The organism is Luteimonas sp. Soil_N_1, assembly GCF_057656255.1.
The window spans coordinates 1,573,384-1,586,326 of the sequence record NZ_JBDGKS010000001.1 but is presented as its reverse complement, the minus strand read 5'-3'; the positions used below and the strand labels follow the sequence as shown (position 1 = coordinate 1,586,326).

At 67.7% G+C, this 12,943-nt stretch carries 9 protein-coding genes; 3 read left to right on the top strand and 6 right to left on the bottom strand.

What is annotated here, in order from left to right; translation table 11 throughout:
- Positions 1 to 66 precede the first annotated feature (66 nt).
- Both AC3A4E_RS07410 and AC3A4E_RS07405 read right to left on the bottom strand, forming a co-directional pair.
- Positions 67 to 567, bottom strand: a complete 501-nt coding sequence (locus tag AC3A4E_RS07410; protein ID WP_487630866.1) for a CinA family protein — start codon at positions 565 to 567, stop codon at positions 67 to 69.
- 140 nt (positions 568 to 707) lie between these two features.
- Positions 708 to 3,362, bottom strand: a complete 2,655-nt coding sequence (locus AC3A4E_RS07405) for a TonB-dependent receptor (protein WP_487630865.1) — start codon at positions 3,360 to 3,362, stop codon at positions 708 to 710.
- A gap of 265 nt (positions 3,363 to 3,627) precedes the next feature.
- On the opposite strand from AC3A4E_RS07405, the gene mutS reads away from it, so the two are divergent.
- From mutS to AC3A4E_RS07390, 3 genes are all read left to right on the top strand, one after another.
- Positions 3,628 to 6,228: a DNA mismatch repair protein MutS gene (gene mutS / locus AC3A4E_RS07400; protein ID WP_487630864.1), complete on the top strand. Its 2,601-nt coding sequence runs from the start codon at positions 3,628 to 3,630 to the stop codon at positions 6,226 to 6,228.
- A 505-nt stretch (positions 6,229 to 6,733) separates the two neighbouring features.
- Positions 6,734 to 8,980 (top strand): catalase/peroxidase HPI, encoded by a 2,247-nt coding sequence (gene katG / locus AC3A4E_RS07395; protein WP_487630863.1) that lies wholly within the window; start codon positions 6,734 to 6,736, stop codon positions 8,978 to 8,980.
- A gap of 150 nt (positions 8,981 to 9,130) precedes the next feature.
- Positions 9,131 to 10,078 (top strand): SDR family NAD(P)-dependent oxidoreductase, encoded by a 948-nt coding sequence (locus AC3A4E_RS07390; RefSeq protein WP_487630862.1) that lies wholly within the window; start codon positions 9,131 to 9,133, stop codon positions 10,076 to 10,078.
- Between the two features lie 10 nt (positions 10,079 to 10,088).
- On the opposite strand, the gene AC3A4E_RS07385 is transcribed toward AC3A4E_RS07390, so the two are convergent.
- From AC3A4E_RS07385 to AC3A4E_RS07370, 4 genes are read right to left on the bottom strand one after another with little or no spacing between them, the layout of a single operon-like run.
- Complete coding sequence (locus tag AC3A4E_RS07385) at positions 10,089 to 10,502, bottom strand: RNA-binding S4 domain-containing protein (protein ID WP_487630861.1); 414 nt, start codon at positions 10,500 to 10,502, stop codon at positions 10,089 to 10,091.
- Positions 10,499 to 11,839, bottom strand: coding sequence for an ATP-binding protein (locus AC3A4E_RS07380; RefSeq protein WP_487630860.1), 1,341 nt, complete (start codon positions 11,837 to 11,839; stop codon positions 10,499 to 10,501). The genes AC3A4E_RS07385 and AC3A4E_RS07380 overlap by 4 nt, the downstream gene beginning before the upstream one ends.
- Positions 11,836 to 12,498, bottom strand: a complete 663-nt coding sequence (locus tag AC3A4E_RS07375; RefSeq protein ID WP_487630859.1) for a response regulator transcription factor — start codon at positions 12,496 to 12,498, stop codon at positions 11,836 to 11,838. Before AC3A4E_RS07375 ends, AC3A4E_RS07380 begins: the two co-directional genes overlap by 4 nt.
- On the bottom strand, positions 12,498 to 12,818 hold the full coding sequence (locus tag AC3A4E_RS07370; protein WP_487630858.1) for a PepSY domain-containing protein: 321 nt from the start codon (positions 12,816 to 12,818) through the stop codon (positions 12,498 to 12,500). Before AC3A4E_RS07370 ends, AC3A4E_RS07375 begins: the two co-directional genes overlap by 1 nt.
- Between the last annotated feature and the right edge of the window lie 125 nt (positions 12,819 to 12,943).

Below are 12,943 nucleotides of genomic sequence, written 5' to 3'. Positions count from 1 at the left end.
GTGCCGGATGGACTTACATGAGGCGCGATGCGATCAGCACATTGCTGCCGCGCCCGGGACATCGCGTCAGCCGACGGTAGGACCGAGTCCACGCAGCGCCGCAGCGACGGTCTGCCGACGTACCGCGTCGCGGTCGCCGTCGAACTGGAACAGTTCGGCGCGCGCGTAGCCGCCCCGGCGTTTCCAGCCGATCCAGACCGTGCCGACCGGCTTGTCCTCGCTGCCGCCTCCCGGGCCGGCAATGCCGGTCACCGCGACCGCGACACTCGCGCCCGAATTCACCAGCGCACCGGACACCATTTCGATCACGGTCTCGCGACTCACCGCACCGTGGGTCTCCAGCGTGTGCGGGTTCACCCCCAGCAGCGCCTGCTTGGCCTCGTAGCTGTAGGCCGCCATGCCGCAGTCGAACCAGTCCGAGCAGCCGGCGACGTCGGTGACGGCCTTGGCGATCCAGCCGCCGGTGCAACTCTCGGCGGTGACCAGGCGATGGTGGCGTGCGCGCAACAGCGCGCCGGTCTCTTCGGCGAGCGTGTGCAGCGCGGCATCGGAGTGGGTGTCGTGCATGGGCGGCCCTGCGATCGGAGCCGCCGTTGTACCGCATCGTGCCGCGCGCGTCGCGCCGGCACCTGGAACGCCGCGTTTCCGCGCGCCTGGAACGCGAACGGCCGACCCTCGCGGGCCGGCCGTTGCGTCGACGCGATGGATCAGTAACGCATGCGCAGTGTTGCACCGTACATCCGCGGCGCACCCGGGAAGCCGTTGTAGGTGTTGAGAGCCTGACCTGGCTGCGGCGTACCCACGGCCTGCAAAGGACCATCGAAACCGACCTGGATGTACTCCGCATCGGTCAGGTTGGTGGCCCAGAGCTCCACCATCCAGCGTCCATTGCTGGCGCCGAAACCCACACGCGCATTGACCACGGTATAGGCGTCCTGGTGCTTCTCGAAATCCAGATCGGAACCGGTGTTGTAGTCCGAGGTGTACTTCGCACCGACGTTGAAACGCGCCAGCAGCGAATCACCGACGTCCCACTCGTAGGTCACGGATGCGGAACCCGACCAGCGCGGTGCGAAGCTCATCGTCGCACCGGGCAGCTTGTACAGCGCGCCGCCACCCGCCGGTGCACCCGGGGCGCCGGGCTGCAGGAAATCGACGCCCGGAATGTCGTCGCCGTACTTGGTGTCGGCGTACATGAAACCGCCCTGCAGCATCAGACCTTGCACGCCCTGCGGCTGGAACAGGATCTCGGCATCGATACCGCGGGACACGACCTCGGGAATCGAGCGCACGACGAAGCTGGTGCCCAGAAAGCTGTTGAGCTGGAAGTCGTCGTAGGTCTGATGGAACAGCGCCGCATTGAGCAGCAACGAACCGTTCGCCCAGGTGGTCTTGGTTCCCAGCTCGTAACTGTCGACGAACTCGCCCGGGAACGACGTGTCGTCGACCGGCGTAATGCCCGAACCGCCGCTCGACAGTCCGTTGGAGGACTGCACGCGGTCGAGGTTGAAGCCGCCGCCCTTGTAGCCACGCGCGGCCGAGCCGTAGGCCATGAAGTTGTCGTTGAAACGGTACGCGGCCTTCAGCGTGCCGGACCATTCCTTCTCTTCCCGCGACTGGTCGATCACGCGCCCGTTGTGCAGCGCGTTGGCCCACGGCAGGCACATGAAACCGGTGACCTGCGGCGCGACGGCGCCGAGGACCTGTGGCAGCAGCGCGGCCGGCACGCCGCGTGCGACCAGCGCTGCGCCGACGCGGCCCGCGGGATTGGCCAGGACCGAACCGCAGCCCAGGCTTCCGTTCGGGTTGCTGTAGACCGACAGCAGATCCTTCTCTTCGCGGGTGTAGCGCAGGCCGACGGTGATGTCGAGCTGGTCGGTGGCATGCCAGGTGTTGTTGGTGAACAGGGCCAGGCTCTTGGCATTTTGCTGGTGGCGATCGAGCGCACCCAGACCTGCGAAGTTGGTGCCGAACGGTCGGCCCGACACCTGCGACAGGAACGTCGCCGGATTCGCCTGGTTCACCGTAACGCCGAACGGCGCGAGCTGCTGTGCCAGGCCGCCGAGCACCTGCTGGCCGACCAGCGTCGACAGGTAGGGCTCGTAATGGGGACCTACGCGGTACGACTCGTTGCGATCGAGATCTTCATCCGAATAGAACACGCCGACCATCCAGTCGAGACGGTCGGTCGAACCGGTCAGACGGAACTCCTGGCTGAAGGTGTCGAAGCCGGTGTAGGACTCGTTCTTGTCGGCGTTGCGATAGAGGATGTCGGCCGCGGTGAAGTCGTAGTCGAGGCCGTTGATCGCCTCCCACTTGCGCTGCGCCGTGATGGAAGTCAGCGTCGCGCCGCCCATCGCGCCGAGCTCCCAGTTCACTTCGGCGGACACACCGTGTTCCTTGATGTCCTGCTCGGTGCTGCGGTTGCTGTAGGCCACGCGCGCGAAGGGATCGCCGGCGACGGGGAACGGCCCGGGAGAGACTTCCATGCCCTGCCCGCCGGTCAGGCCATTGATGACCTGCGAGGTCTGGCCGATCGTCGTATGCACCGCGGTGCAGCAGTTCTCCTCGCGGCTGGTGTAGTCGGCAGCGAACACGATTTCGACCGCATCGCTCGGCTCGAACAACAGTTTGGCGCGTACGGTGTGGAAGTCCTGGTCGTAGTCGTCGGTACCGGCGCGAGGGCCGTTGCCGGTCCGCACGTCCATCCAGCCGTCACGCTTGCGCTTGGCGGCGTAGACGCTGAACGCGGCGTTGTCGCTGAAGGCGTCGTTGTAGGCACCCGCCACGCCCAGGGCGCCGTAGTTGCCCACCGTGATCTCGCCTTCGGCCCCTTGTGCATAGCTCGGGCGACGGGTCACGACATTGATGACGCCGGCCGACGTGTTCTTGCCGAACACGGTGCCCTGCGGCCCCTTCAGTACTTCGATGCGCTCGATCTGGCCGAGGTCGCCGAACCCGACACTGTTGCGCGGACGGTACACGCCATCGATCACCACGCCCACGGAAGACTCCAGACCGACGTTGTCGCCGACCGTGCCGATACCGCGAATGCGCGCGGTCGTGATCGCTTCGTTCTGCGTGCTGGTCACCGTCAGCCCCGGCACCAGGATCTGCATGTCCTTGATGTCACGCACGCCGGTGTCGCGGATCAGCCGCTCGTCGAGCACCGTGACCGAAATCGGCACGTCCTGGATGGCTTCCTCGCGCTTCTGCGCTGTGACGGTCATCGTCGCCAGCGTGGTGGGCGCCTCGTCGTCCGTGGTGGTCGACTGCGCCATCGCGGGCGCCGCGACGGTGGCGGCCAACGCAACGACGACAGCGTGACTGAGCAGGCTGCGCTGCAACTTACGTGAATCCATGTTGTCCCCCAATGACGTGGTGTGGTTCATCCGAAAACCGACCCCCGACGGCATTGCGCCATCGGGATTCCCCGCCGCTCCGGTCATCGTGGGGGACAGACCGGAACGCCCGGCAGTCGCCTGCCGTGAACGGAAACCTAACACAGCTTCCACACGCGTGCGCATGGAAATCGCACGTCGTCAAAGCGCCGCACGCGAGGCCCCTGCGGACCGCGGAAAACGCCGGTTTCGGGCAGACTATGCGGCCGGCCTAACGAGCGATTGGATGTCTTCGCCCCAGCACACGCCATTGATGCAGCAGTTCTTCGGTGCCAAGGCCGATCACCCCGATGTGCTGCTGTTCTTCCGCATGGGCGATTTTTACGAACTGTTCTACGACGACGCCCGCAAGGCGGCGCGGCTGCTCGACATCACCCTGACCCAGCGCGGCAATTCGGCCGGCGCGCCGATTCCGATGGCGGGCGTGCCGCATCACGCGGCCGAAGGCTATCTGGCGCGACTGGTCGCACTCGGCGAGTCGGTGGCGATCTGCGAGCAGATCGGCGATCCCGCGGCGAGCAAGGGCCTGGTCGAACGGAAAGTGGTGCGCATCGTCACGCCGGGCACAGTGACCGACGAAGCGTTGCTGCAGGAACGTCGCGACACCTTGTTGATGGCGGTCGCACGCAACCGCGCCGGGCACTACGGCATCGCCTGGGCGGATCTCGCCGGTGGTCGCTTTCTGGTCTGCGAGTGCGCGACCGAAGACATGCTCGAAGCCGAGATCGCCCGGCTCGATCCGGCCGAGCTGCTGGTGCCCGACGAAGACGGCTGGCCGGGCTTCCTGTCCGAGCGCACCGGTGCGCGTCGTCGCCCGCCGTGGCTGTTCGATGCGGATTCCGGCCGTCGCCAGCTGCTGCAGTTCTTCGGCCTGCATGACCTCACCGGCTTCGGCATCGACGACAAACCGCTGGCCGTGGCCTCGGCTGGCGCGCTGCTCGGCTACGTCGAGGAAACCCAGAAACAGCGCTTGCCGCATCTGACCTCCATTTCGGTCGAAAGCGGCGACGGTGCGATCGCGATGAACGCGGCGACGCGCCGCCATCTCGAACTCGACACGCGTGTCGATGGCGACACCCGCAACACCCTGCTCGGCGTGCTCGATTCCACCGTCACGCCGATGGGCGGACGTCTGCTGCGGCGCTGGCTGCATCGGCCGCTGCGCGATCGCACCGTGCTGGGCGAACGCCTGCATGCAGTGCAGACGCTGATCGATTCCGGCGGCGACGACACCTTGCGCGAGCGTTTCCGTGCGCTCGGTGACATGGAGCGTGTGCTCACCCGTATCGCATTGCGTTCGGCGCGCCCGCGCGACCTGTCCACGCTGCGCGACGGTCTGGCGATGCTACCGGATCTGCGCGGCGTCCTCGGCACACTCGATTCGCCGCGACTGCGCGCACTGCATGACAGCCTCGGCGAGCACGCAGGCGAAGCGCATCTGCTGTCCACCGCGCTGGTCGAGCAACCGCCGGTACTCGCGCGCGATGGCGGTGTGTTCGCCGATGGCCACGATGCCGAGCTGGCCGAATTGCGCCGGCTGAGCAATCACGCCGACCAGTTCCTCGTCGATCTGGAAGCGCGCGAGCGCGAGGCCAGCGGCATCTCCACGCTGAAGGTCGGCTACAACCGCGTCCACGGCTATTACATCGAAGTCTCCAAGGCGCATTCGGCGAAGGCACCCGCGCACTACACGCGCCGCCAGACGCTGACCAATGCCGAGCGCTACATCACCGAAGAGCTCAAGACCTTCGAGGACAAGGTGCTCTCGGCGCGCGAACGATCGCTGGCCCGCGAACGGCTGCTGTACGAACAGCTGCTCGACGCGCTGAACGATCGCATCGAGGCGCTCAAGCACTGCGCCGGCGCGCTCAGCGAACTCGACGTGCTGGCCTGCTTCGCCGAACGCGGACAGGCGCTGGACTGGTCGCGTCCGCAACTCGACGACGCGCCCGGCATCCGCATCGAACGCGGCCGCCATCCGGTGGTGGAGGCGGTGCGCCGCGAACCCTTCGAACCGAACGATCTGGTGCTCGGCGACGGCGCGGAGTTCGACGCGCGTCGCATGCTGGTCATCACCGGCCCGAACATGGGCGGCAAGAGCACCTACATGCGCCAGAACGCGCTGATCGTGCTGCTCGCGCACATCGGCAGTTTCGTGCCGGCCTCGCGCGCGGTGATCGGACCGATCGACCGCATCCTCACCCGCATCGGCGCAGGCGACGATCTAGCGAAAGGCCAGTCGACCTTCATGGTCGAGATGGCGGAGACCAGTTACATCCTGCATCACGCCACCGACCAGTCGCTGGTGCTGATGGACGAAATCGGCCGCGGCACGTCGACCTACGACGGCCTCGCGCTGGCCGACGCCTGCGCGCGCCATCTGGCAGCCGCGAACCGCAGCTACACGCTGTTCGCGACGCACTACTTCGAACTCACCGCGCTCGCACAGCCGGGCAGCGGCATCGCCAACGTGCATCTCGACGCGGTCGAGCATCGCGACAAGCAGGGTGGCGAGACGCTGGTGTTCATGCACGCGGTCAAGGCCGGCCCCGCCGATCGCAGCTTCGGCCTGCAGGTGGCCGCGCTGGCCGGCTTGCCGAAAGCGGTCGTCCGCGACGCGCGCGCGCGCCTGGCCGAACTCGAACAGCGACGCCATGACAGTCCCACGCCCGCACCGCTGTCGGCCGTTACGCTCGACAGTCCGCAACAGATCGGCCTGTTCGCGCCGGCCTCGGCGGCGCTCGAAGCATTGGCCGGGCTGGATCCTGACGAGCTGACGCCGAAGCAGGCGCTGGAAGCGTTGTACCGGGTGCGGGCATTGCTCTGAGGAGTGCGGCTCGCCGACTCCCGCTGTCGCGTCTTGATGACCGTCGTCCCAGCCCACGCTGGGACCCATTCCGATTCCGGTGCACCGGGCGGGAATCACAAAGGGTGAGCGGCAATCCGGCCGTTGAAGCGCGACTCCGGCCCACGCGCCGGAACGACGAGCATCGAAGCCTTCCTGCATTCGCGCGCCCGCGGCCTGCGCGATAGTCCCGGATCTCGATAGCCCGCCCCTATCGAATAGACGCGAACAATCGATTTCCCTCTCGGCAATGACTGCGCCTACCCTGAACGTCCAGAACGGGAGGCCGCCAGCTATGCGCCAGCACATCGATTCCCCTCTACCGCGACCGCACTGCCGCGCCTTGCATTCCATCGCGGATTGACAGCGCGCGGCACCGCCGCGTGCACGCCTTCTGTCATCCGTTTTTCGCAGACTCGATTTCCGATGCCCGTCGGCTTACAGCCGACGTGACATCGCCGAACGACCCAACGGGAGAACTCCAGCCATGTCGACCGACGCCAAGTGCCCCTTCCACCAGACCGCCGGTGGCGGCACCAGCAACCGCGACTGGTGGCCGAACCAGCTGCGCCTGGATCTGCTCAACCAGCATTCCGCGAAGTCCGACCCGATGGGCGGGGACTTCGACTACGCCGCCGAATTCACCAAACTCGACTACGACGGTCTCAAGCGCGATCTCGCCGCGCTGATGACCGATTCGCAGGACTGGTGGCCGGCCGACTTCGGCCATTACGGCGGCCTGTTCGTGCGCATGGCCTGGCACAGCGCCGGCACGTATCGCATCGGTGACGGTCGCGGTGGCGGTGGTCGCGGACAGCAGCGCTTCGCGCCGCTCAACAGCTGGCCGGACAACGTCAGCCTCGACAAGGCGCGCCGTCTGCTGTGGCCGATCAAGCAAAAGTACGGCCGCGCGATCTCGTGGGCGGACCTGATGATCCTCACCGGCAACGTCGCGTTGGAGACCATGGGCTTCAAGACCTTCGGCTTCGCCGGCGGCCGCGACGATACCTGGGAGCCGGACCTCGACGTGTACTGGGGCCGCGAGACCACGTGGCTCGGCGGCGATGTGCGTTATGCGCACGGCTCGCACGGCGTGCCGAAGGATGGCGACGACGGCGTGCTGGTGTCGGATGACGATGCCGACGGCGACGTGCATTCGCGCAAGCTCGAGAACCCGCTCGCCGCGGTGCAGATGGGTCTGATCTACGTGAATCCGGAAGGTCCCGACGGCAATCCCGATCCATTGCTCGCCGCCGCCGACATCCGCGACACCTTCGGCCGCATGGCGATGGACGATGAGGAAACCGTCGCGCTGATCGCCGGTGGCCACAGCTTCGGCAAGACCCACGGCGCGGCGCCGTCCGAACACGTCGGCGAAGAGCCCGAGGCACACACGCTCGAAGCGCAGGGCTTCGGCTGGCACAACAGTTTCGGCAGCGGCAAAGGCGCAGATACGATCACCAGCGGCCTCGAAGTCACGTGGACGAAGACGCCCGCGCAGTGGAGCAACGATTTCTTCGAACATCTGTTCGGTTTCGAATGGGAGCTGTCGAAGAGCCCGGCCGGCGCGCAGCAGTGGGTGGCGAAGAACGCGGAAGCGACGATTCCGCACGCCTATGACGCTTCGAAGAAGCAGCTGCCGACGATGCTCACGACCGATCTCGCGCTGCGTTTCGATCCGGCCTACGAGCAGATTTCGCGTCGCTTCCTTGAGAACCCGGACCAGTTCGCCGACGCGTTCGCGCGTGCGTGGTTCAAGCTCACCCATCGCGACATGGGCCCGCGCGCGCGCTATCTCGGCCCGGAAGTGCCGGACGAAGTACTGATCTGGCAGGACCCGGTGCCGGCGGTCGAACATGCGCTGATCGACGATGCCGATGTCGCCTCGCTGAAGCAGGCGATCCTCGCCAGCAGGCTTTCGGTCTCCGAACTGGTGTCGACTGCATGGGCGTCGGCATCGACGTTCCGCGGCGGCGACAAGCGCGGCGGCGCGAACGGCGCGCGCATCCGGCTCGCACCGCAGAAGGACTGGGCGATCAACAATCCGCCGCAGCTGGCGAAGGTGCTCGCTGCGCTCGAACAGGTGCAGGCCGATTTCAACGGCAAGGCCGCGGGCGGCAAGCAGGTGTCGCTGGCCGATCTGATCGTGCTCGGCGGCGCAGCCGCAGTCGAGAAGGCCGCGCAGGACGCCGGCGTGTCGGTGACCGTGCCGTTCTCGCCGGGTCGCAGCGATGCCTCGCAGGAGCAGACCGATGTCGAATCCTTCGATGCGCTGGAACCCTGGGCCGATGGCTTCCGCAACTACGCCAAGGGCCACTCGGTGGTGCCGCTGGAGCACTTGCTGATCGACCGTGCGCAGTTGCTGACCCTGACCGCGCCGGAGACGACCGTACTGGTCGGCGGCCTGCGCGTGCTCGGCGCGAACCACGACGGCGGCCAGCACGGCGTGCTGACCGATCGACCCGGCGTGCTGTCGAACGACTTCTTCCGCCATCTGCTCGACATGGGCACGGAGTGGGCGCCGTCGGGCCGCACGACGTTCGAAGGGCGCGCGCGCGGTACCGGCGCGAAGAAGTGGAGCGGCACCCGCGTCGATCTCGTGTTCGGTTCGAACGCGATCCTGCGTGCGCTGGCCGAGGTCTATGCCAGCGACGATGCGCAGGAGAAGTTCGTGCGCGACTTCGTGGCCGCATGGACCAAGGTCATGGACCTGGATCGCTACGACCTGCGCTGATCGCTGCGCGATATCGCTCTCGGGCGATGGTGTGACCGGACGCCGGTGCTCCTGCATCGGCGTTCGCGTTTCCGGCCATTGCATCTCCGTGATGTCGCCACGCGACCGTCCTACACTCGACGCCCCGAACCGTCAGAGACCCGACGACCGATGCATTTCGATCAACGCAGGCGCCGCCTGCTGCAGGCCGGCGCGCTGGCCACACTGGCGACCGCCCTGCCCGGCTTCGCGCGCACGCCAGATCTCGATGCGACGAGCACCGCCGAAGATGCGACCGCCGGCCTCGACCTGCGCGGCCGCACCATCGTCGTCACCGGCTGCACGTCCGGCATCGGTCAGGAAACCATGCGTGTGCTCGCACTGCGCGGCGCGCACGTGATCGGCACCGCGCGGTCGCCTGCCACCGGCGAGGCGGCCTGCGTGGCGGTCAAAGGCCGCGCGACACCGGTGGTGCTGGATCTCGCCGATTTCGATTCCGTCGTCGCCGCGAGCGACACGATCCGTGCGCTCGATGTGCCGCTCGATGCGCTGGTCTGCAATGCCGGTGTGGTGCTCGACGATCTGGAAAAGGTCCGCGGCATCGAAAAGACCTTCGTCGTGAACCATCTCGGCCACTACCTGCTGGTGCGCCGTCTGCTCGATCGCGTGACCGCCGCGCCGCAGGGCCGCGTGGTCGTGCTCGGCAGCGGCGACGAACGCAACGCACCGCCGGGCGGCATCCAGTTCGACGCTCTCTCCGGCGCGGGCTGGGACGCACGCTACGCACATTCCAAACTGGCAAACGGCCTGTTCTCGCTGGAACTGTCGCGGCGCCTGGCGGCCACACGGGCCACATCCAATTGCGTGTCGCCCGGTCACACGCGCAGCAACATCCTGCGCAACGTCGGCAACCGATACCGCGATGACGCGCGCAGCGTGCAACAGGGCGCGGCGACACCGTGCTGGCTGGCGGCGTCGCCTGCGGCATCCGGCATCAACGGCGCGTTCTACCGCGACTTTGCGCCTGCGCCGCAGAGCGACGCGCAACGCGACACGGCGATGGCCGCGCGGCTGTGGACCGTTTCGGAGTCGCTGGTGCGCGGGTGGCTGCCCGCGTAGGAAACGCGCTTCAGAGTGCGTCGATATCGCCGAGTGCGCGGATCAGTTTCCGCGCGCGCTTGTCGGGCTTGTGCTCCGGCGCCTGGTAGCCGGCACGCGCAGCGCGCGCCTCGGCCAGCCGCGCCATGCGCGCTTCACGCGAGGCCTCGGTTTCGCTGTAGAGCGTCTGCGCGACGCTCGCGGGTCCACGCGTGTCCGACAGTCCGGCGACCGCAATGTCGAACACTTCCTCGCCCCGCGCCACGCGCAGCGCATCGCCGATACGGACCGCACGCGCGGGCTTCGCACGCTGACCACCGACGTCGACCTTGCCGGTCTCGATCGCCTGCTTGGCCAGCGCGCGGGTCTTGAAAAAACGCGCGGCCCACAGCCAGAGATCGAGGCGAACGGTGTCGGCGGCGTTGGGAACCTGTGCTTCGCTCATGCATCCGATATCGGTGCGCCGGCCGGCAAATCAAGCAGCACGCGGAATCCGCCCGGCAGGTTCTCGAGTACCAGCCGGCCTTCGTAACCGGCCGCGATGCCGTCCACGATCGAAAGACCCAGGCCATGCCCTGGCATCCGGCTGTCGAGGCGCACGCCGCGCTGCAGTGCCTGCTCCAGTGCATCTGGCTGCATGCCGGGACCGTCATCGTCGACCGCGATCCGCACGCGTCCATCAGCGGAGGTCGCGTGGATCCGCACCTGCGCGCGCGCCCACTTCACCGCGTTGTCGACGAGATTGCCGAGCATCTCTTCCAGATCCTCGCGCGCACCGGCGAACACCAGATCCGGGGCGACCTCGCAGTGCAGCGTCACGCGATCGCCGGCGGTCTGCGCGAACAGCCCGCACAGCGCCTCGGCCACCGGCGCGACCGGCGTGCGCTGCCGTGCATCGACCGCGAAGCCACCCGCGAGCCTGCGCTCCACCTCGCCGCGCATGCGCTGCACCTGGGTCGACACCACACCGGCGATGTCGTCGCCCGGGCGCTGCGCTTCCGCGGAAAGCACGGCGAGCGGCGTCTTCAGTGCATGCGCGAGGTCCTCGGCGGCGTGGCGCGCGCGTGCGACGCGGCGTGCGTGTTCGTCGAGCAGATCGTCGATCTGTTCCGCCAGCGGCGCCGCCTCTGCGGGCCAGCGCTCGGCGCCGAATCGCACGTCGTCGCCATTGCGCACGCGCTGCAAGATGCCGCGCATGCGCCGCAGCGGGCGCAGGCCCCATTCGATCTGCCAGGCCAGCAATGCCAGCAGCGCCGCTGCCGCACCCGCGAAAGCCAGCATCGCCGCCTGCCGGAACCCGCGTGTCTCGGCGATGACGTCGCCGCGGTCGCCGGCGACGTGCACGGGAATGGGATCGGCGACACCGGGCAGCCGCAGCAGCTGCGCGCGCATGCGCAGCTGCTGGCCGCGCGGCCCTTCGACGACCGACCACACCGCGGCGGTGCCGGGCACATCGTGCGCGACGAGTTCGTCGTCCCACAGCGAGCGCGAACGTACCGCGTCCGCGCCTTCGCCGATCCGCCAGTACCAGCCGGAGAACACGCGCGCCCAGCGTTCGTCGGCCGGCGGCCGGCGCAGCTGCCAGCCGCCATCCGCACGCGCTTCGAGCAGGCCGGCGAGCGTCGCGAAATCGTCGTCGAGCCGGCTGTCGAGCGCGCGTTGTCCGGAGCGTTCGAACATCGCGCCGAGCAGACCGCCGGCGATCAACGCCGAGATCGCCACGCCCAGCGCGCCGGCCAGCCACAGACGCCAGCGCAGCGACAGCGCGCGTCGCGCGTTCATGGCGTCTCCGACAACCGGAAGCCCTGCCCGCGCACCGTGTGCAGCAGGGCGACACCGAGCTTGCGGCGGATGCGCCCGATCAACACGTCGAGTGCGTTGGAATCAGGATCGAAGCCGTTGTCGTAGACATGTTCGCCGAGTTCGCCACGACTGACGACGCGACCGGCGTGATGGATCAGATACGCGAGGATGCGGTGCTCCTGCGCGGTCAACGCGAGCGGATCGCCGTCGAGCGCGAAGCGGCCCGCATTCGCATCGAATTCCAGTGGTCCGCAACGCAGACGCGGCGACGCATGGCCGGCGCTGCGGCGAATCAACGCCTGCAGCCGCAGCACCAGTTCCTCGATCTGGAACGGTTTGGTGAGGTAGTCGTCCGCGCCGGCGTTGAACCCTGCGAGTTTGTCGTGCCAGCGGCTGCGCGCGGTGAGCACCAGCACTGGCAAGGTGAGACCCGCTTCGCGCCAGCGGTGCAGTACCGAGACGCCGTCAAGATTCGGCAGGCCGAGATCGAGCACGACCGCGTCATAGGCCTCGGTCTGGCCGCGGAACTCGGCATCGGTGCCGTCTTCCGCACGGTCGACCGCGAATCCCGCGGCACCGAGCGCAGCGGCGACGCGCGACGCGAGCTCGACGTCGTCTTCAGCCAGCAGGATGCGCATCAGTCGTCGATCTCGACCTTGAGCAGGCGCCCGGAGCGCGCATCGTACTTCAGCTCCACGACGCGGCCGTCGCGCATCAGGATCTCGATTTCGTACTCGTCGTCGTCCTGGTCGAGTTCGACTTCGATCACGCGCCCCGGATAGCGGCGCTCGGCATCCGCGAGCAGACGTTCGAGCCGCACGAATTCACCGCTGCGCACGCCGTCGCGTGCGTAGTCGGCGGTGCCTTGCGGATCCTGCGCATCGGCGTGCAGCGGCACGACGAGCGGCGCGGCGAACAGAACGGCAGCGAGCGCGATCGGAGCAATGAGAGTACGCATGGCGCCAGTGTGGCGAGGCGGATTAACAGAACCGTGAACGGCTCGATCAGAACCGCGTTAAGCGCGATGGGGAGACTGGCGTCAACCGGTTGCAGACCGGTGCACTCCATCCCACACCGAGGAAT